Origin of the sequence: Streptomyces sp. ST2-7A, assembly GCF_021390475.1 — a bacterium.
Classification (GTDB): Bacteria; Actinomycetota; Actinomycetes; order Streptomycetales; family Streptomycetaceae; genus Streptomyces.
The window spans coordinates 54438-73044 of sequence record NZ_JAJUWS010000034.1 but is presented as its reverse complement, the minus strand read 5'-3'; the positions used below and the strand labels follow the sequence as shown (position 1 = coordinate 73044).

General features: G+C 73.5%; 17 protein-coding genes. 7 read left to right on the top strand and 10 right to left on the bottom strand.

What is annotated here, in order from left to right; translation table 11 throughout:
* Nucleotides 1-137: 137 nt before the first annotated feature.
* The gene (locus LZF96_RS19460) at nucleotides 138-929 is read right to left on the bottom strand and encodes an ABC transporter ATP-binding protein (protein ID WP_233874257.1); all 792 of its coding nucleotides are present in this window, start codon (nucleotides 927-929) and stop codon (nucleotides 138-140) included.
* 135 nt (nucleotides 930-1064) lie between these two features.
* Between LZF96_RS19460 and LZF96_RS19455 the strand changes: the two genes are divergently transcribed.
* A complete protein-coding gene (locus tag LZF96_RS19455; protein ID WP_233874254.1) occupies nucleotides 1065-1868 on the top strand; it encodes a hypothetical protein in 804 nt (267 codons plus the stop codon).
* 75 nt (nucleotides 1869-1943) lie between these two features.
* Here the strand turns inward: LZF96_RS19455 and LZF96_RS19450 are convergent, their stop codons facing one another.
* Together LZF96_RS19450 and LZF96_RS19445 are read right to left on the bottom strand one after the other, a co-directional pair.
* Nucleotides 1944-2594: a response regulator transcription factor gene (locus LZF96_RS19450; RefSeq protein ID WP_308294242.1), complete on the bottom strand. Its 651-nt coding sequence runs from the start codon at nucleotides 2592-2594 to the stop codon at nucleotides 1944-1946.
* Nucleotides 2587-3807 (bottom strand): GAF domain-containing sensor histidine kinase, encoded by a 1221-nt coding sequence (locus LZF96_RS19445; protein WP_233874251.1) that lies wholly within the window; start codon nucleotides 3805-3807, stop codon nucleotides 2587-2589. Before LZF96_RS19445 ends, LZF96_RS19450 begins: the two co-directional genes overlap by 8 nt.
* Nucleotides 3808-4290: 483 nt before the next feature.
* Between LZF96_RS19445 and LZF96_RS19440 the strand changes: the two genes are divergently transcribed.
* The gene (locus LZF96_RS19440) at nucleotides 4291-4713 is read left to right on the top strand and encodes a transglycosylase SLT domain-containing protein (protein ID WP_374203277.1); all 423 of its coding nucleotides are present in this window, start codon (nucleotides 4291-4293) and stop codon (nucleotides 4711-4713) included.
* Between the two features lie 161 nt (nucleotides 4714-4874).
* Here LZF96_RS19440 and LZF96_RS19435 read toward each other — a convergent pair whose 3' ends face one another.
* Nucleotides 4875-7355, bottom strand: coding sequence for an FHA domain-containing protein (locus tag LZF96_RS19435; protein ID WP_233874248.1), 2481 nt, complete (start codon nucleotides 7353-7355; stop codon nucleotides 4875-4877).
* Between the two features lie 387 nt (nucleotides 7356-7742).
* Between LZF96_RS19435 and serB the strand changes: the two genes are divergently transcribed.
* Entirely contained in the window at nucleotides 7743-9026 is a 1284-nt protein-coding gene (serB, locus tag LZF96_RS19430) for a phosphoserine phosphatase SerB (protein ID WP_233874244.1), read from the top strand.
* A 176-nt stretch (nucleotides 9027-9202) separates the two neighbouring features.
* Here serB and LZF96_RS19425 read toward each other — a convergent pair whose 3' ends face one another.
* From LZF96_RS19425 to LZF96_RS19415, 3 genes are all read right to left on the bottom strand, one after another.
* On the bottom strand, nucleotides 9203-9721 hold the full coding sequence (locus tag LZF96_RS19425) for a histidine phosphatase family protein (RefSeq protein ID WP_233874241.1): 519 nt from the start codon (nucleotides 9719-9721) through the stop codon (nucleotides 9203-9205).
* 132 nt (nucleotides 9722-9853) lie between these two features.
* A complete protein-coding gene (locus LZF96_RS19420; RefSeq protein ID WP_233874238.1) occupies nucleotides 9854-10054 on the bottom strand; it encodes a hypothetical protein in 201 nt (66 codons plus the stop codon).
* Nucleotides 10055-10265: 211 nt separating this feature from the next.
* A complete protein-coding gene (locus LZF96_RS19415; RefSeq protein WP_233874235.1) occupies nucleotides 10266-11585 on the bottom strand; it encodes an MFS transporter in 1320 nt (439 codons plus the stop codon).
* Between the two features lie 216 nt (nucleotides 11586-11801).
* Between LZF96_RS19415 and LZF96_RS19410 the strand changes: the two genes are divergently transcribed.
* Nucleotides 11802-12488: a FadR/GntR family transcriptional regulator gene (locus tag LZF96_RS19410; RefSeq protein WP_233874232.1), complete on the top strand. Its 687-nt coding sequence runs from the start codon at nucleotides 11802-11804 to the stop codon at nucleotides 12486-12488.
* A gap of 153 nt (nucleotides 12489-12641) precedes the next feature.
* Here the strand turns inward: LZF96_RS19410 and fabI are convergent, their stop codons facing one another.
* The gene (fabI, locus tag LZF96_RS19405) at nucleotides 12642-13418 is read right to left on the bottom strand and encodes an enoyl-ACP reductase FabI (RefSeq protein ID WP_233874228.1); all 777 of its coding nucleotides are present in this window, start codon (nucleotides 13416-13418) and stop codon (nucleotides 12642-12644) included.
* Nucleotides 13419-13422: 4 nt separating this feature from the next.
* Entirely contained in the window at nucleotides 13423-14127 is a 705-nt protein-coding gene (gene fabG, locus LZF96_RS19400) for a 3-oxoacyl-[acyl-carrier-protein] reductase (protein ID WP_233874225.1), read from the bottom strand.
* Nucleotides 14128-14547: 420 nt separating this feature from the next.
* On the opposite strand from fabG, the gene tyrS reads away from it, so the two are divergent.
* The 3 genes from tyrS (at nucleotide 14548) to LZF96_RS19385 (ending at nucleotide 17337) form a co-directional block, all read left to right on the top strand.
* Nucleotides 14548-15954: a tyrosine--tRNA ligase gene (tyrS, locus tag LZF96_RS19395; RefSeq protein WP_233874221.1), complete on the top strand. Its 1407-nt coding sequence runs from the start codon at nucleotides 14548-14550 to the stop codon at nucleotides 15952-15954.
* 191 nt (nucleotides 15955-16145) lie between these two features.
* Nucleotides 16146-16694: a DUF3099 domain-containing protein gene (locus LZF96_RS27390; RefSeq protein WP_233874284.1), complete on the top strand. Its 549-nt coding sequence runs from the start codon at nucleotides 16146-16148 to the stop codon at nucleotides 16692-16694.
* A gap of 352 nt (nucleotides 16695-17046) precedes the next feature.
* Nucleotides 17047-17337 carry a hypothetical protein gene (locus tag LZF96_RS19385; RefSeq protein WP_233874218.1) on the top strand — a complete coding sequence of 97 codons (291 nt, stop codon included), beginning with the start codon at nucleotides 17047-17049 and terminating at the stop codon, nucleotides 17335-17337.
* A gap of 34 nt (nucleotides 17338-17371) precedes the next feature.
* On the opposite strand, the gene moaA is transcribed toward LZF96_RS19385, so the two are convergent.
* Complete coding sequence (moaA, locus tag LZF96_RS19380) at nucleotides 17372-18361, bottom strand: GTP 3',8-cyclase MoaA (protein ID WP_233874215.1); 990 nt, start codon at nucleotides 18359-18361, stop codon at nucleotides 17372-17374.
* Between the last annotated feature and the right edge of the window lie 246 nt (nucleotides 18362-18607).

Genomic DNA, 18607 nt, shown 5'->3' with positions numbered 1-18607 from the left:
GGTCCCGGGGCATCCCCGGGACCGAAGCGGCCCGCCGTCGGTCGGTGGCATCCGTGGTGCCGGTCCGTCCCGGTGGCCTGGATGCCGTCGGCCGCCGGAGGCGATCCCACCCGGCCATCCGACGGGGGTGACGGGACTCAGGCCAGGGGAAGCCCCTGAGCGGTCCAGCGGTCGTCCCGGTTCTCGACGACCAGCGGGAGGCCGAAGCAGCGGGAGAGGTTGGCGGAGGTGAGGACCTCGGGGATGGGCCCCGCCTCGAGTACCTTGCCCCGACGGATGAGCAGCAGGTGGGTGAAGCCCGGCGCGATTTCCTCGACGTGATGGGTGACCATGATCATCGAGGGCGCGTAGGGGTCGCGGGCCAGGCGACCGAGGCGGCGCACCAGGTCCTCCCGGCCCCCGAGGTCGAGCCCGGCGGCGGGCTCGTCGAGGAGCAGGAGTTCGGGGTCGGTCATCAGGGCCCGGGCGATCTGGGTGCGCTTGCGCTCGCCCTCGGAGAGGGTGCCGAACCGGTGGTCGAGGTGGTCGCCCATGCCGAGACGGTCCAGGAAGGCGCGGGCGCGGGCCTCGTCCACCTCCTCGTAGTCCTCCTGCCAGCCGGCGGTGACGCCGTAGGCGGCGGTCAGCACGGTCTGCAGGACGGTCTGGGAGCGGGGCAGGCGTTCGGCGAGCGCGCTGCCCGCGACGCCGATGCGCGGTCGCAACTCGAAGACGTCCACGCCGCCGAGCTTCTCGCCCAGGATCCGGGCGATGCCCGTCGTGGGGAAGAGGTAGCTGGAGGCGATGTTCAACAGGGTTGTCTTACCGGCCCCGTTGGGACCGAGGATGACCCAGCGCTCGCCCTCGGCGACCGACCAGGAGACCCGGTCCACCAGAGCGCGTCCGTCGCGGACCACGGATACGTCCACCAGCTCCAGTACATCGCTCATGCGCGCGGTTTCTCCCCTTGCCTTTGCCGTTGCGTGTGGTGGTGCACCAGCCCGGGGACAACGCTACGCCACCCGGGACGGGGGCGGGCCGGCAGGATCCCGATCGGCGGGGCACGGTGCTCATAGGGTGGGGGCATGGTGGAGGAACCACGCTCCGGGCGATTGGTCGCCTGGGGCAACGCGCTGTTGGCGGGAGTCGTGTCGCCGGACGAGGCGGTGCGCGAGGTGACGCATGGTGACGACCTGCACCGGGTGACCGGGCTGCCGGGGGAGGACGGCCCGGTGGGCCCGAGTCTCGCCCTGGGCCGGCTGCGGGCGCTGGGCACCCGGGGCCTGCGGATCGCGTTGCCGGTGCCGGGCCACCCCTTGGGTCTGAGCGGTCCCGCGGAGTTCAACGCCGCGGCGCTGGAGGCGGGCGAGGCCGTGATCGCGGAGGGCATCGGGTTGGGGTGGGTGCCGGTGGTCACCCGGGCCGGCCCGGTCGGGGGCCCGGCGGCGGATCGGCACGTGTCGGTCGAGTGGAGATGCTCCCCGGTCCGGGAGGCGCCGCCCACCGATGTCCCCTCCCTGGGGGAGGCGGAGCGGGAGTTGGCAGAGGCCCTGCGCTCGGCCACCGAGTCGCTGACCCGGATGGCGGTGGCGGGCGCGGGACCGGTGGCACGGGCGGAGCTGTCGGCGTACCGGGCGCGGGCCGAGCGCGGGAGCCGGGTTCTGGCACCGGGATACCCGCCCCGGGCCGTACGGGTGCTGGAGTTGGCCCGGCGGGTGGGCGACCTGGTGGACATCGCGAACGCGCCCGGGGAACACGGCGCGGCGGTGAGCGCGGGCGAGATCGCGGCACGGGAGGCGGTGCTGCGGCCGGTGGAGCGGACTGCCCGGCGGGCCCGGGTGGCGGCCTACAACGCCTTCGTGGAGCACGGCGGGTCGATGGGGGTCTGAGGCCGACCGGCGCGGCCACCGGGAGCGGACCGATCGCGTCCCCGCGCCGGCCACCGTCCCCGGCCCGGGCCGGCCTCACTCGGCCAGGCCGTTGCGCACCGCCCACAGCGCGGCCTGGGTCCGGTCTGCGAGTTCCAGCTTCATCAGGATGTTGGAAACGTGGGTCTTGACCGTCTTCTCCGACAGCACCAGGGCCCGGGCGATTTCCCGGTTGGCCCGTCCCCGGGCGATGAGGGCGAGCACCTCGCGTTCCCGTTCGGTGAGCGTGCCGGAACGGCCGGAGCGCCCGTCGGTGTCGTTGCTCAGCAGGGCGCGGGCGATCTCCGGCTCGAGCAGGACGTGGCCGGCGTGCACGGAGCGGATCGCCGCCGCCAGGGCGTCGGGGTCGATGTCCTTGTGCAGATAGCCGTTGGCGCCGGCGCGCAGGGCGGGGACGACGGTGCGGCGCTCGGTGAAGCTGGTGATCACCAGGACCCGGGTGCCGGGCCCGCTCCCACCGAGCGAGCGCAGGGCCTCCAGACCGTCCGTGCCGGGCATCTTGAGGTCCAGCAGCACCACGTCGGGACTCAGTTCGCGGGCTCGTTCGACGGCCTCGGCGCCGTCGGCCGCCTCCCCGACGACCTCGATGTCCTCCTGGATCTCCAGGAAGGTCCGCAGTCCGCGGCGCACGACCCGGTGGTCGTCCACCAGCAGGACCCGAATGGGCGCGGCAGCGGGCTCAGCCACCGGGCACCTCCATCTCGACGACGGTTCCCCGGCCGGGCGCCGAGGTGATGGTCAGGGTTCCGCCCACGGCCTGCGCGCGGTCGCGCATGGAGACCAGGCCCAGCCGGCGTCCGGCCCGGCGCACGGTGTCGGGGTCGAAGCCGGCCCCGTCGTCGATCACCCGCAGGACGGTACGGCCACCCCGGCGATCCAGGGTGACGTCCACCCGCTGCGGGTCGGCGTGGCGCAGGGCGTTGTGGAGGGCCTCGCGGGCGACCCGCAGCAACGCCTCCTCCCGGTCGGGGGTCAGTGCCCCGGGAGTGAGGCACTCGAAGGCGACCCGGGCCGGATGGGCCCGGTCCAGTACCCGGGTCTCGGCGTCGAGCACGGCGACCAGCCCGTCCTCCTCCAGGGCCGCGGGGCGCAGCTCGACGACCACGGCGCGCAGTTCGTCGGCGGCCTCGGCGGCGAGGCGGTTCACCTCGGAGAGCTCGGCGGCGGCGCGGGCGGGGTCGCGGGTCAGCAGGCCGGCGGCGGCCCGGGCGGTCAACCGCAGGGAGAAGAGTTTCTGGGCCACGGCGTCGTGCAGTTCGTGCGCGATCCGGGCGCGCTCCTCGGCGATGGAGAGTTCTCGGCTGCGCTCCAGGAGATGGGCGTTGGTGAGGGCGATCGCGGCGTGGCGGGCCAGCAGCCGCAGCAGCTCCTCGTCCTCCCCGGTGAAGGAGGTGTCGCCGCGGGGGCGTCCGGTGCCGGTTCCGCCGGAGCCGTCCCGGGGGCGCCCCCGGCCGGCCGGGGGCGGGTCGGTGGAGCGGCCGGGGGCTTTGTCGGGGAGTTTGTCGGCGAGGAAAAGGGCGCCGAGCACTTGCTCTCCGTCGACGATCGGCATGCCCAGGAAGCCCCGCATCTCGGGGTGGGTGTCGGGCCAGCCCTCGAAGCGGGGGTCACGGCGGATGTCGGCGACGCGCTCGGGCTCGGCCTGGCGGAGCATCGCGGCGAGCAGTCCGTGCTGGCGGGGCAGGGGGCCGATGGCCCGCCATTGGCGTTCGGTCATGCCGGAGACGAGGAACTGGGCGAACCCGCCCGCGCCGTCGGGCACGCCGAGGGCCGCGTAGCGGGCGTTGAGGAGTTCCCTGGCCGAGCCGACGATCGTCTGGAGCACGTCGCGCACCTGGCGGGTGCTGTTCATCGCGAGGAGCGCGTCGCTGATGGCGGCGAGGCCGGTGCCGGTTGCCATGGTTCGCACGGTACCGCTCCGGGCGGGGGCGCGGATCGGTCCCGGGGCGGCGGTGGGAGGGGGAAACGGCCTAGGCCCCGGGTCGGGGTCGGAGCGGGACCGCGGCTCCGGGGTGGGGCCGCGGGGTGGAGCGGAAGAACGTGGGTGGGGGGGCCGGCGGGCCGCGCAGGGTTCCCGGAACGGGACGCGTGGTGTGACGGGACGGGCACCCGTGGTCGCTCCGGAGTGTCGGGAGGGGCCGTCGATGGTGAGGCGCGTCACGGGACCGAGGTCCCACCACTATCGGGAGTAGGGGGCGCGGACCCCTCCCCGAGGGGCCGGGGGAGCGCCGGTCCGGGGTCCCGGGAGGGTCCCGGGACCCCGGATCTTCCTAGTAATTGGGGTATTTGCCCGTTTTTTCATGGCTTGCCAAGAATGGCGACTGTCCCGATCGACGCCGGCTGGAACCGGCCGAGAGCAACCGGAAGCAGAGGATCCCCTTTCATGGCAGTCCACAGCACCACGGTCCGTTCGTTGCTGTCCCGCACCCGTCGCACCGCCACCGTCGGCATGGCGGGAGCCGCCGTCGCGGGCCTGGGCGTTCTGGGTGCGGCGGGCACGGCCCACGCCGCGCCGACCACCGGGGCACAGGACACCGCCCAGCGGATGATCGCCGATCCCGCGCAGTACCAGTGCTTCGCCAACATCGTGGAGCGCGAGAGCGGCTGGGACCACACCGCGACCAACCCCTCCAGCGGCGCCTACGGCCTCATGCAGGCACTCCCGGCCGGGAAGATGTCCTCCGCCGGCTCCGACTGGCAGACCAACCCGAACACGCAGATCGAGTGGGGCCTGCAGTACATGGAGGAGCGCTACGGCAGCCCCTGCGACGCCTGGTCCTTCTGGCAGAACAACCACTGGTACTGAGCCGGTCCCCGGGGCGCCGAGGAGCGCCGGGGGTATCGAGCGGCACCCGGGTCGGCCCGGGCCGACCTCCGGCGGAATCCCCCCGATATGTGCGACGGGAGCCGTCCCCCTGTTCGGGGGGACGGCTCCCGTCGCACATTCGTGCCCCGGAGGGCGGGCGATCAGTCCCGCATGACCTCCGGCTCGTGGCGGCGCAGGAAGCGCAGCACCAGGAAGGCGCAGCCGACCGAGATGACCGCGAGCATCCCCACGTCGAGGATCCACACGGCCGCCTCGTGGTCCCACAGTCGGTCGGTCTCGCCGCGCTGGCGGTGTCCCATGAGAGTGTTCAGGTCGGCGGTGGACCCCACACCGGCCAGGCCCCAGCGGGAGGGCATCAGCCAGGCCACCTGTTCCAGCCCGGGCTTTCCCGCCACCTGGAAGAGCACGCCGGTGAAGACGAGCTGCACGACGCAGATCATCACCAGCAGCGGCATGGTCATCTCGGAGGTGCGGACGACCGAGGAGATCACCAGGCCGATCATCATCGAGGTGATGCCCAGAACCGTGATCACGATGGTCATCTCGATCGCGGGCGACTCGACGAACAGCACGCCCTGCTCGGGCAGCTCGCGCGGCGCGAAGCAGATCAGCGCCAGGATGACGCCCTGGATGATCGTGACCATGCCCAGCACGATCACCTTCGACATCAGATACGCCGATCGGGAGAGGCCGACCGCCCGTTCCCTTTCGTAGATCACCCGTTCCTTGATGAGTTCGCGCACCGCGTTGGCCGAGCCGGCGAAGCACATGCCGATCACCAGGATCAACAGGATGATGCCCGCGTCCCCGTTGGACCGCCCCCGCTCGAGCGGGCCGTAGCCCAGACCGTGCGGGGCCGGGATCACCGTGCTGACCAGACCGAGGATGATCGGCAGCGCGAGGGTCAGCCCCATGAAGCCCTTGTCCGAGGCGATCACCGCCAGGTAGCGGCGCACCAGGGTCCACACCTGCGCGCCCCAGCTCTGGGCCTTCTGCCGGGCGGCCTGCAGGGGCTGCAGGTGGACGGGCTGGGCCCGGTCGGTGTCCGCGTCGGCTGCGTACATCCGATGGTGCTGCGAGCCGCGCCAGCGGCCCATCCAGTCGTGGTCGCGGTAGTTCTCGAAGGCGGAGAAGACGTCCGCCCAGGTCTCGTAGCCGAAGAAGTTCAGCGCCTCGTCCGGCGGGCCGAAGTAGGCGACCCCACCGCCCGGGGCCAGCACCAGCACCCGGTCGCACAGCCCCAGCTCGGCCACCGAGTGGGTGACCACCAGGACGGTGCGGCCGTCGTCCGCCAGACCTCGCAGCAACTGCATGACGTCGCGGTCCATGCCCGGGTCCAGGCCGGAGGTGGGCTCGTCGAGGAAGATCAGTGAGGGCTTGGTCAACAGCTCCAGCGCCACCGAGACACGCTTGCGCTGACCGCCGGAGAGCTGGTTGATGCGCTTGTCCGCGTGGTGGCCGAGCTTGAGTTCGACGAGCACCTCCTCCACCCGGGCGTTCCGTTCGGCCCTGCCGACGTCGCCGGGGAAGCGGAGTTCGGCGGCCAGCCGCAGCGCCTGTCGCACCGGCAGGGCGGTGTGCAGGATGTCGTCCTGCGGCACCAGGCCGATGCGGTGCCGCAGCTCGGCGAAGTGGGTGTAGAGGTTGCGCTGGTCGTACAGCACCTCGCCGTGGGTGGCGGGCCGGTAGCCGGTCAGCGCGCGCAGCAGGGTGGACTTGCCGGAGCCCGAGGGCCCGATCACACCGACCAGCGACTTCTCCGGCACGCCGAAGGAGACGTCGTTGAGGATGGTCAGGGCGCCGTCGTTGACCTGCACGGTGAGGTGCCGGGCGGAGAAGGAGACCTCACCGGTGTCGACGAACTCCTCCAGCCGGTCGCCGACCAGGCGGAAGGTGGAGTGTCCGATACCGATGGTGTCGGCCGGGTTGATCAGCTGCCGGCCGTTCTTGGGCATCGGCTGACCGTTGACGTAGGTGCCGTTGTGGCTGCCCAGGTCGTGGAGTTCGAAGCGCCCGTCCGGGGTGGCCAGGAACTCGGCGTGGTAGCGGGAGACCTGCAGGTCGGGGACGACCAGCTCGTTCTCCAGGGCACGACCGATCCGGGTGACCGCGCCGATGTCGAAGCGGTGCAGGACGGTGGCCCCCCGTGACGGGGCGCCCTCGTCCGCGGGCCCGCCCCCGCCGGGCACGGCGTCGGGGAAACCGCCGGGAGCCACCGGGCCCGGCCCCGGCGGGCCACCCGACGGCATCGGGGGCCCGGCCGGCGCCGACACGGCGGCCCCGGCCGGTTGCGACGCCTGCTGCGGCACCGCCGTGCCGGGCACGGCGCCCGCCGCCGTGAAGGACAGGCGGGGGCCGTCCTCGGCGTTCCCCAGGTTCAGCACCGTTCCCGGTCCGGTGTGCAACTGCTGCACGCGCTGGCCGTGCGTCCACGTGCCGTTGGTGCTCCCGTGGTCCTCCAGGACCCAGCCCTCGCCGCCCCATCGCAGGGTGGCGTGCCGCCAGGAGACGCGGGCGTCGGTGAACACCAGGTCGGCCTGCGGGTCACGGCCCAGCGTGTAGGACCGCGTCGGGTCCAGGGTCCAGCTCTGTCCGTTCAGTTCGAGTACGAGATCCGGCACTCCACGCCCCACATGTCCATGCCCCGTGTTGCTGTCCCCCGACGGGCCCGCCAGAGCGTCGCGAACCCGGGGATGGTGATTGTCTGGGGAGACTATTCCAGGCCCGGGAGGTCCGCGGGAGGGAGGTCCCCGATGTCACGAACCCGGTGCGAACCGCGATCCGGTCCGTGACCTTCCGGCTCGGCGGCCGGGTCCGCCGGGGGCGGTTCCGCCGCGCCCTCCCCGGGTGGTTCCGTCCGCTGCCGGGTCTCCCGGTTCCCCCGATTCCTCCACCGGTTCGGCACCGGTTCGGCACCGGATCGGCCGGGGTGGACCGGGGCGGTCCGTCGTCCGGGGTCCGGACGGGCCGGCACCCGTCCGGGTGAAGCCATTACCGTGGTGACCACCATGAGTTCCTCGACTCCCTCCCGCCTCCCGGGCCCCGGGCCGGTCTCCCCCTCCCCCACCGACGCGGGGGCCGGCCGGCCGGTCCCCCGCACCCTGCTGGTCAAGATCTTCGGCCGGGACCGGCCGGGGCTGACCGCCGGGCTCCTGCAGACCCTGGCCGCCTACGGCGTCGAGGTGGTGGACCTGGAGCAGGTCGTCACCCGGGGCCGGATAACGCTCTGCGCGCTGGTCACCACTCCCGGCGCGGTCGGCGGCGGGTCCGGTGCCGCGGAGGGTGAGCTGCGGGCCACCGTCCACGGATGGGCCGAGTCACAGCGGCTGCAGTCCGAGATCATCTCCGGGATCGGTGACAACCGGCCGCGCGGCGAGGGGCGTTCGCACGTCACGGTGCTCGGTCACCCGCTGACCGCCGAGGCGACGGCCGCCATCGCGGCCCGCATCACCGGCTGCGGCGCGAACATCGACCGGATCCACCGCCTGGCCAAGTACCCGGTGACGGCGGTGGAGTTCGACGTCTCCGGGGTGGCCACCCGGCTCCTGCGCACCGAGTTGGCCACCGAGGCCGCGCGGCGCGGAGAGGTGGACGTGGCCGTGGTCGCCTCCGGCCTCCAGCGACGCGGTCGCCGCCTGGTGGTGATGGACGTGGACTCCACCCTCATCCAGGATGAGGTCATCGAACTGTTCGCGGCGCACGCCGGGTGCGAGGAGCGGGTCGCCGAAGTGACGGCGGCCGCGATGCGCGGCGAACTGGACTTCACCGAGTCGCTGCACGCCCGGGTGGCGCTGCTGGAGGGCCTGGAGGAGCGGGTCGTCGAGAAGGTTCGGGCCGAGGTCCGGCTGACCCCGGGGGCGCGCACCCTGGTGCGGACCCTCAAGCGACTGGGCTATCGGGTCGGCATCGTCTCGGGCGGCTTCACCCAGGTCACCGACTCCCTGCGCGATCACCTGGGACTGGACTTCGCGGCGGCCAACACCCTGGAGGTGGTGGACGGGCGGTTCACCGGGCGGGTCACCGGCGAGATCGTGGACCGGGCGGGGAAGGCCCGGCTGCTGCGCCGCTTCGCCCGCGAGGCCGGGGTGCCGCTGAACCAGACCGTGGCGATCGGCGACGGGGCCAACGACCTGGACATGCTCAACGCGGCGGGCCTGGGCGTGGCCTTCAACGCCAAGCCCCTGGTGCGGCGGGCCGCCGACGCCTCGGTGAACGTGCCGTTCCTGGACACCGTGCTGTACCTGCTCGGCATCACCCGTGAGGAGGTCGAGGCGGCGGACGCCGGGGAGTGATCCCGGCCTCCGGCCGCTCCCGGCGGGCGCCCCGGTCCGGCGGTCCCGATCGGTGGGAGGGGGCCGAGGGGTCGATCGGTTCCGGCGGGGTCGCACCGGGTGCCTCCCGGGCGCGGCCCGCCTCCCCGTCCGGGAGGCCGGGTCCCCGGCGGGGAAACCGCCGCCCGTTCCCGTCGTCAGTCCTTGGGGGTCCAGAAGGACCGCAGCCGGGCCACCCCGTGCTCGACGGACTTCCACTCCCCGGTGAAACCGAGGACGGCGATGCCGGAGGTGGGGTAGCCGCTGCGGTTCATGCGGGGCAGGGCGTCCCCCTCCCCCTCCCCCGCCAGGGCGTCGGCCAGGGCGTGCACGCCGGGGTTGTGGCCCACCATCAGGAGGTCGCGCACCTCGTCCTCCACCCCGTTGAGCACGGCGATCAGCTCGCCGAGCGAGGCCTCGTAGATCCGCTCGTCGTAGACGGTGCGGGGACGCCGCGGCAGTTCGGCGACGACCAGTTTCCAGGTCTCGCGGGTCCGGGTGGCGGTGGAGCACAGGACGAGGTCGGGGGTGATGCCGGCGCCGACGATCCAACGGCCCGCCAGGGGCGCCTCGCGACGGCCCCGGTCCGCGAGCGGTCGGTCGTGGTCGGACACCTGCGGCCAGTCGGCCTTGGCGTGACGGAGAAGGACGATCCTGCGGGCAACATCGACGCTCATGCGTCCCAGCTTCCCACGGAACCGGGCGCCCTTCCCGGCCGGCGGGACGTCGGGGGACCACTCCGCGAGGAGCCCCGGAAGGACCACCGCTCGGCACGCGGACGACGGTTCGAGGGCTCCGTGCGGAGTGGGTCAGGACCGCAGCAGCGCCACGAGCAGGTGTTCCAGCAGCAGCGGCAGCGGACGCGGCATCTCGGCGGCCGCGGCGGTGTCGGATCCGGTGAGCAGGAGCACCAGCAGGCCGGTGAAGGCCGCCGCCGGGGCGAGCAGTCCCCACCAGGGCAGGCGCGTGCGCGTCTCCCGCCGTGTGGGGGGTGTGGTGTGGGCCGACATGGGAATCCCCTCCGTTCCGGTCGGTTCCCGGGTCGTTCCGGCGGGCCGCCGGGGTGACGTGGTGTCCACCCTATGAGGAGCGGGTCCGTCGGCCCATCCGGTGATCCACCCGGGCCCCCCTGAACCGTGCCCCCTAGGGGATGGTGGGGTTGTCCCCACCCCCCGGCACGGCGTTCGGACCGCGTACGGTTCCGGCCGGGGAGGGCCGGGCTCAGGCACCGTCCTCGACGACACCCGGACGGCCGGCCCGCACGCCGGCGACGATTTGCAGAACCATCAGCCCGGCCAGCAGGAGCAGGGGGATGTCCCAACCGCCGGCGGCCTCCTGCAGGGCGCCGATGGCCAGGGGCCCGGGCACGGCCAGGAGGTAGCCGGCGCTCTGCGCGAACCCGGAGAGCCGGGCCACGCCGGCGGAGGTCCGCGCCCGCAGACCGATCATGGTCAGCGCGACGGGGAAGGCGCAGCCGGAGATCCCCAGCAGAACCGCCCAGGCCCAGGCGCCCTGGGCCGGGGCCAGCAACAGTCCCGCGTAACCGATCAGCCCGCAGACACCGAGGGCGGCCACCAGGGGCCCCTGGTGGGACAGTCGGACGGCGAGCCGGGGAAGCACGAAGGCCAGCGGGACGCCCATGCCCATGATGACGGCCAACAGCAGGCCGGAGGTCACCGCCGCGACCCCGGCGTCCCGGAAGATCTGCGGCATCCAGCCCATGGTCACGTAGGCGGCGGTGGACTGGAGGCCGAAGAAAAGGGCCAGGGCGAGGGCGGTGGGCGAGCGGCGCAGCGTACGGGGTCCGGCGCCGACGGGCTCGGCCGGAAGCGTCTCCGACGGGATCCCCGGTGACACCCGCGGGACTCCCCGGCGGAGCGTCACGGCCCAACAGGCGAGGGCGATCGCGGCGGGCAGGGCCCATACGAGGAGGCCCGGGCGCCAGTCGCCGCCCAGTCGCTGGACGAGGGGGACGGTCACCGCCGCCGCGCCGGCGGTGCCCAAAGCCAGGGCCATCGAGTACAGACCGGTCATGGTGCCCTGCCGGTCGGGGAACCAGCCCTTGACCACCACCGGCAGCAGGACGTTGGCGGCCGCGATGCCGGCCAGGGCCAGGGCGGTGCAGACCAGGAAGACGGCGGTGTTCGGGGCCAGCGGTCGCAGTGCGAGGCCCAGGGTGATCGCGGCGGTGCCCGCGACGATGACCGGGACGGGGCCCAACCGCCGGGCCAGCCGGGGCGTGACACCGCCGAAGACGGCGAAGCACAGCGCGGGCACCGAGGTGAGCAGGCCGGCGACGACGCCCCCCATGCCCAGCCCGAGGCGAACCTCCTCCAGCAGCGGACCGAGGCCGGAGATCGCGGGGCGCAGGTTGAGTGCGGTGAGTACCAGGGCGATCGCGAGGAACCACCGCGTGCCCCACCGGAGGCGCCGCCGGGGGATGTCGGTGGAGCCGGCCCCGTCTCCCCCGGTGGGACGGTCGGTCGTCCGTGGCCGCGGGAGGGGGTGGGTGGAGGTGCGGGCGTCACCGGCTGCGGGCATACATCCATCATAGAATCATGGGATGTATTCGTCGCACCGGGGTTCCGTCCCCGACGGGCGCCGGAGGAGCGCACCATCGCCGGAACCGTGGACCCCGGTAGCGTGGTCCCCCGCCCGGGCCGGGGCAGTGACCCCTTTTCCGGACGGGCACGTCCCGCGCCACCGCCCCCACCCGGGCCGCCGAGGCGGCCCCGTCCCATCGGAAACGGGAGAGCCATGCCACTGACCTCACCCCGTCGATCGGCCCTCGCCGACCAGGTCATCACCGAACTCCGCCGCCAGATCACCGTCGGGGAGTGGCCGGTCGGCTCCCGCATCCCCACCGAGCCCGAGCTGGTGGAACAGTTGGGCGTGGCCCGCAACACCGTGCGGGAGGCGGTTCGGGCCCTGGCCCACAACGGACTGCTGGACATCCGGCAGGGTTCCGGCACCTACGTGGCGGCCACCAGCGAACTGGCCGGGGTGATGCGCCGACGCTTCACCGACGCCGATCCCCGGGACGTCGCGGAGGTCCGCTCCACCCTGGAGTCCTCGGCCGCCGGATTGGCCGCCGTGCGGCGCACCGAGGCCGATCTGGCCCACCTGGACTCCCTCCTCGAGCAGCGCGAGGCGGCCTGGCGGAGCGGTGGGGTGGAGAGGTTCGTGGAGGCCGACAGCACCTTCCACGCGGCGGTGGTGACCGCCTCGCACAACGATGTCCTGGCGGCGCTGTACGCGGACCTCGGTTTCGTCGTGCGGGACTTCCTGCGCCATGACGTCGGGGACCGGCTGCGTCCCGAGGAGCACCTCGACCACGGCCGTCTGGTCGAGGCGATCCGCTCGGCGGACCCGGTCGCGGCCGCCGCGGAGGCGGGGTCCTACGCGTTGGGCTGTCGCCCGATGCCGGGTAGCGGCGCCGGGTAGCGGTCCGGATGGGCCGGCGCCCCGGACCGCCGGGGGGCGCCCCGGGGCGCCCCCCGGTGAAGCGGGGGCCCGGACGGTCCCGGTGAACTCGGGGCCGGAAACACCGGGGGCGGGTGACGGGAGTCCCGTCACCCGCCCCCGGTGCGGGGTCGGTCAGGCGCCCATCATGTGCACGCCGCCGTCCACGTGGACGACCTCGCCCGTGGTCCGCGGGAACCAGTCCGAGAGCAGGGCACACACGCCGCGCGCGGCCGGCTCCGGGTCCTCGATGTCCCAGCCGATGGGCGCGCGGGTCCTCCACACGTCCGCCAACTCCTCGAAACCGGGGATGGACCTGGCCGCCATCGACTTGATCGGACCCGCCGAGATCAGGTTGACCCGGATACCGCGGTCGCCCAGGTCGCGGGCGAGGTAGCGGGAGGTCGACTCCAGGGCCGCCTTGGCCACACCCATCCAGTCGTACTTGGGCCAGGCCACCCGGGCGTCGAAGTCCATGCCGACGACCGAGGCGCCGTTGCCCCCACGCTCCATCAGCGGCAACAACGCGGTGGTCAGCGACTTCAGCGAGTACGCGGACACCTCCACGGCGGTGGCCACCGACTCCCAGGGGGTGTTCAGGAAGTTTCCGCCCAGGGCGTCCTGCGGGGCGAAACCGATGGAGTGCACCACTCCGTCCAGGGAGTCCACGTGCTCCCCCACCGCGGCGGCGAGCCCGTCCAGGTGCTCACGGTTCTGCACGTCCAACTCGATGACCGGTGCCTCCTTGGGCAGCCGACGCGCGATGCGTTGGACCAGGCTGAGCCGGCCGAAGCCGGTCAGTACGACCTCGGCGCCCTCCTCCTGGGCGAGCCGGGCGACGTGGAAGGCGATCGAGGAGTCGGTGAGGACCCCGGTGATCAGGATGCGTTTGCCGGCGAGAAGTCCACTCATGGTGTCAGTGCCCCATGCCCAATCCGCCGTCAACGGGGATGACGGCTCCGGTGATGTACGCGGCCTCGGGAGAGGCCAGGAAACGGACCGCGGCGGCGACCTCGGCGGGCTCGGCGTACCGGCCCAGCGGCACCTGCGCCACGATGCCGGCGCGCTGCTCCTCGCTCAGGACCCGGGTCATGTCGGTGTCCACGAAGCCGGGCGCGACCACGTTGCAGGTGATGTTGCGCGACCCCAGCTCACGGGCCAGGGAACGGGCGAAGCCCACCAGGCCCGCCTTGGAGGCGGCGTAGTTGGCCTGGCCGGCGGAGCCGAGCAGACCGACCACCGAGGAGATCAGCACGATACGGCCCCGACGGGCACGGAGCATGCCCCGCGAGGCGCGCTTGACCACCCGGAAGGTGCCGGTGAGGTTGGTCTCCACAACGGTGGAGAAGTCCTCCTCCGACATCCTCAGCAGGAGCTGGTCGCGGGTGATACCGGCGTTGGCCACGAGGACCTCGACCGGGCCCTGGTGCTCCTCGACCCTCTTGTATGCCTGCTCCACCTGCTCGGGATCGGTGATGTCGCACCGCACACCGAAGAGCCCCTCCGGGGCCTCACCGGAGCGGTGGGTGACCGCCACCGAGTCCCCCGCCTCGGTGAGGGCACGTGCGATGGCCAGGCCGATACCGCGGTTTCCGCCGGTGACCAGTACCGAGCGACTCAAGGGACCACTTCCTTACCTCTCGCTCCTGCTTCCCGTCCGGCGGGAGCACCGGGCGTGACGGCCCGGTCCGTGCGGGCCCCGGACGGGAGGGCCCGGCCATGGTTCCGGGGCCGATGCCGCTCCCACGCTATCCGCCGGCCGGCCCGGCACGGGGCTCGGCCCCGAACAGTGGCTTTCCCGGGCCGCTGTGGGGTTCCCACAGAAAGGATCCGGAAGAAGACCACCCCGGATGGCCGGCACGGGGGCGGTACGGCGTTCTCCCGGACGGCCCGCCCGGCCCGGGGTGAGGGATCGACCGGGAGTTCGGGGCAACACCGTCCGGGAGACCCCGTCCGAGGAGTGCGCCCCGGCGCCCCCGAACCACCGGGGCCCGTAGAATCGCGCGTTGTTCCCCGTCCACCTCGACCCCCGGGACCGAACGTGACACGCCTCGGCGACTCCGTGCAGCGCGGCCTCGCGCTGCTGGGCCAAGACCTCTCCTCCGACACCGTCGTGCGGCAGTTGATGGAGGAGACCGGTTCCCGGCGGTATCTGGACCTGGGCGATCTGTCGGCGGAGGAGCAGGCCACGCTGATCGCCTCCCGCGCGGTCGAGGTGCTGCCCTCCGTCGACCGGCTCGCCGCGGAGATCGTGTCCGCCCGGGAGGCCGGACGCGGGCTGCGGGTGAAGCTGGGTATCGACCCCACCGCCGCCGACGTGCACCTGGGGCACACCGTGCCGATGATCGTGCTCAGCCGCTTCCAGCGGATGGGGCACGAGGTCACCCTCATCATCGGGGACGTGACGGCGAAGATCGGCGACCCCTCGGGGCGCTCCGCCGAACGCCCCCCGCTGACCGACGAGGACATCGCCGCCAACCTCTCCGGCTACCGCGACCAGGTGCGGCCGTTCCTCGACTTCGACCGGGTACGGATCCGGCACAACAGCGAGTGGCTCGGCGGATACACCCTGCCGGAGCTGATCGGCGTGCTGGCCCGGGTCCCCGCCTCCTCCCTGTTGCAGCGCGAGGACTTCCGCACCCGGCTGGAGGCCGGTCACGGACTGACGATGTCGGAGCTGATCTACCCGGTGGCCATGGCCCTGGACTCCGCGGAGATCGTCGCCGACATCGAACTCGGCGGCGTGGACCAGTTGCTCAACATGCAGATGGGCCGGCGGGTGATGGAGGTCCACGGGCAGCGTCCGCAGCTGATCGCCACCATGCCGTTGATCGAGGGCACCGACGGCTCCGGCGCCAAGATGTCCAAGTCCAAGGGCAACTACGTCGGCCTGCGGGCCGACGCCGACGAGGTCTTCGGCCGCATCATGTCGATCCCCGACCGTCTGATGGAGCCCTACCTGCGGGCGTGGACGGAGTGGGACGACGCCGAGATCGCCCTGGTGCTGTCGCGGATCTCCGAGGGCACCGTTCACCCGATGGACCTCAAGCGGATCCTGGCCGGCGAGATGGTCGCCGTCCTGCACGGCGCGGACGCCGCGATGGCCGCCCGGGCCGCCTTCGCCGCCCGCTTCTCGCGCGGCGACTTCGCCGGGGCGGGTGAACTGCCCGAGGTGAACCTGGCGGAACACGGCGGGGAGGGCGTCGCCCACGTCCTCAACGGCGTCCTCGGCTTCACCCCCAGCGCCTCGGCCGGACGCCGGCTGGCCCGGCAGAACGGCCTGCGGCTGGTGCTGGGCACCGCCTCCGGGCAGCGGACGGTGACGGTCCCCGAGTCCGACGCCCCGCGCCCGCTGGGCGAGGTGGTCGGCGAGGCCGTCGCCGGGGACCGGCCGGACGAGGTGTGGCTGAAGGCCGGCCGCAAACTGGCGGTGCTGCGCGGCTGGTGAGGCCACCGCGGGACCGGTGACACGGCGGGATCGCCCGCCGGACCTTCGCGGTCCGGCGGGCGACGCGCGTCCGGGGCGACCGCGCCGGCCGACGGTCCGGGCTCGTCCGCCGCGGAGTACCGTGGACGGGCGGGGCACGGTACGGAAGGCCCCGGTGCGACCGCGCCGGGGCGATCTTGTGGGTGGTGAACATGCTGCACCTGCGGCGCGACCGCGCCGATGAAACCGTGTTCCGCATCACCGCGGCCCGGCGCGGACTGGCCGAGGACGTGGGTGCCCGGCAACGCCGTTACGTGATCTCGATGCTGATCCGGAGCGTGTCCGTGGTCCTCACCGTCCTGTTGTGGAACGTGAGCGTGCCCCTGGCGACGGTGACCCTCGCCGCGGGCGTGCTGATCCCCTACGTGGCGGTGGTGGTCGCCAACGCCGGTCGGGAGAACGCGCCCATCCTGCCCCGCACCGCCCTCGTCGGCGACGGCTCCCGGGACCTGCCGGCCGGCGGCCGGGCCCTGGAGGGCGTGGTCGTCGAGCCGGAGGACCGACCGGCCGGGGAGGCCGCCCCGACCGGCACCGCACCGGACGGGGGCCGGGGCGACTCCGGGCGGGCCGGGAACCACTCCGAGTCCGGACCGGCGGACGGCACCGCACCGGACGGGGGCCGTCCCGGGGACGGGCCGACGGGGCGCGCCGACGGGGCCCGACGGTCCGCGACCACCGGGCACACGGGCCCGGGCGGCTGACACCGGGACCGTCCGGGCCGGTCCGGCCCACCGTTCGGACACGTCCGACGGGCGGGCGGTCCCACCGGTTCACCCCACTCCCCGCCGGTCGGCCGGGGCGGCCCCGTCGGCAGCGGGAACACGCCCCGGGTGCCTGCTCCGCGCACGGTTCGTCGGGGTGGAAAACCTTCGTCGGATCCGGCCGTTCGCCTGCGGGCGGCACAGTGAGCCGTGTCATACTTCAGAGGCGCTCCGCATCCCCCGTCGGAGCGAATGACCGACGCCGGGCGGCTCCCCCCGTGGCCGCCCGGCGTCGCCTTTCCCGCTCCCGGCCGGAATGCCCCGGCCCGGCGCGGGATGTTTGGATGGTGGGGTGAATCCCCTCTTCGGCTCCCCCCATCCCACCCCGTCCGACGGCGGGTCCGAGACCATCTGTTCCGCCAAGGGCTGTCGGGCCGCCGCGACACTCGTCCTGGCCTGGAACAACCCCAAGCTGCACACCCCGGGTCGGCGCAAGACCTGGGTGACCTGTGAGGAGCACCGCGAGCACCTGTCGACCTTCCTGGGCGCGAGGGGTTTCCTGCGGGAGACCGTGCCCCTGGCGGAGTGGCGGGAACGGGAGGAGAACACCGGGGACACCGGGGGTCCGCCGGTCGGTCCCTGAGTCGGTTCCCGAGTCCGTCCCGCCACCCCGGGGGTCAGCCCCCGATCGCCGACATGGGACGTCCCGGCTGTTCGAAGCCCGGCGTGTCCAGCCCCGACCCCGCCTTCTTCCCCAGCGTGGCCCGCCGCCACAGGTCCGCCAGCGCCCCGTCGTCCGCGCCCGAACGCAGGGCGGAGCGCAGATCGGTCTCCTCCCGGGCGAACAGGCAGGTGCGCACCTGGCCGTCCGCGGTCAGCCGGGTGCGGTCACAGGCCCGGCAGAAGGGGCGGGTGACCGAGGCGATGACCCCCACCCGGTGCGGACCCCCGTCGACCGACCACCGTTCCGCCGGAGCCGCCCCGCGCGCCGCGTCGGGTTCCGGTTCCAGCGCGAAGCGGGTCCGCAGCGCCGCCAGGATGTCCCCGGCCGTGATCATCCCCGCGCGACGCCAACCGTGCTGGGCGTCCAGTGGCATCTGCTCGATGAAGCGCAGCTCGTACCCCTCCGCCATCGCCCAGGCCAGCAGGTCGGGTGCCTCGTCGGCGTTGAGCCCGGGCATGAGTACCGTGTTGACCTTGACCGGTTCCAGGCCCGCCGCCCGGGCGGCGGCCAGGCCCCGGAGCACGTCCCCGTGTCGACGGCGTCGGGTCAGTCGCGCGAAGACCTCCGGGTCCAGGGTGTCCAGCGAGACGTTGACCCGGTCCAGTCCGGCCTCGCGCAGGGCGTCGGCGGTGCGTTCCAGCCCGATCCCGTTGGTGGTCAGGGACATCCGGGGACGCGGTCGCAGCTCCGCGCACCGGGCGATGATGCCGGTCAGGCCGGGGCGCAGCAGGGGCTCCCCGCCGGTGAAGCGCACCTCGGTGACACCCAGGTGTTCGACCGCGATCCGGATCAGGCGCACGATCTCGTCGTCGGTGAGCAGGTCCGGCTTGGCCAGCCAGCTCAGGCCCTCCTCGGGCATGCAGTAGGTGCAACGCAGGTTGCACCGGTCGGTCAACGAGACGCGCAGGTCGGTGGCGACGCGACCGAAGGTGTCGAGCAGCATGCGGACTCCCGGGCCGGGATCGGGGGCGGAAGGGGCCGGCGTACCCTGCCGGCAGCGTACGCCGGCCCCTTCCCCCGGCGGTACGTCCGCCGTGTCGGAATCGTTGCGGGGACGGGTCGGCGGGTTCACCGGGGCCCCGGGGCCCCGGTGAGGGGGAAACGGCGTGGACACGGCGCCGTTGGGAGCGGTCGGCGGCGCGCGGGCCGGCGTTCGGCACTGTCGGTGGCGGCCCGTATCCTCCGGTAC

What these genes read in the sequence shown, in the direction of transcription:
- LZF96_RS19455 (WP_233874254.1), top strand. Translation starts at nt 1,065, where the DNA reads ATGGTGGAGGAACCACGCTCCGGGCGATTGGTCGCCTGGGGCAACGCG.
- moaA (WP_233874215.1), bottom strand. Translation starts at nt 18,361, where the DNA reads ATGCTGCTCGACACCTTCGGTCGCGTCGCCACCGACCTGCGCGTCTCG.
- LZF96_RS19420 (WP_233874238.1), bottom strand. Translation starts at nt 10,054, where the DNA reads ATGTCGGCCCACACCACACCCCCCACACGGCGGGAGACGCGCACGCGC.
- LZF96_RS19415 (WP_233874235.1), bottom strand. Translation starts at nt 11,585, where the DNA reads ATGCCCGCAGCCGGTGACGCCCGCACCTCCACCCACCCCCTCCCGCGG.
- LZF96_RS19440 (WP_374203277.1), top strand. Translation starts at nt 4,291, where the DNA reads ATGGCAGTCCACAGCACCACGGTCCGTTCGTTGCTGTCCCGCACCCGT.
- LZF96_RS19410 (WP_233874232.1), top strand. Translation starts at nt 11,802, where the DNA reads ATGCCACTGACCTCACCCCGTCGATCGGCCCTCGCCGACCAGGTCATC.
- LZF96_RS27390 (WP_233874284.1), top strand. Translation starts at nt 16,146, where the DNA reads ATGCTGCACCTGCGGCGCGACCGCGCCGATGAAACCGTGTTCCGCATC.
- fabI (WP_233874228.1), bottom strand. Translation starts at nt 13,418, where the DNA reads ATGAGTGGACTTCTCGCCGGCAAACGCATCCTGATCACCGGGGTCCTC.
- LZF96_RS19425 (WP_233874241.1), bottom strand. Translation starts at nt 9,721, where the DNA reads ATGAGCGTCGATGTTGCCCGCAGGATCGTCCTTCTCCGTCACGCCAAG.
- LZF96_RS19460 (WP_233874257.1), bottom strand. Translation starts at nt 929, where the DNA reads ATGAGCGATGTACTGGAGCTGGTGGACGTATCCGTGGTCCGCGACGGA.
- serB (WP_233874244.1), top strand. Translation starts at nt 7,743, where the DNA reads ATGAGTTCCTCGACTCCCTCCCGCCTCCCGGGCCCCGGGCCGGTCTCC.
- LZF96_RS19445 (WP_233874251.1), bottom strand. Translation starts at nt 3,807, where the DNA reads ATGGCAACCGGCACCGGCCTCGCCGCCATCAGCGACGCGCTCCTCGCG.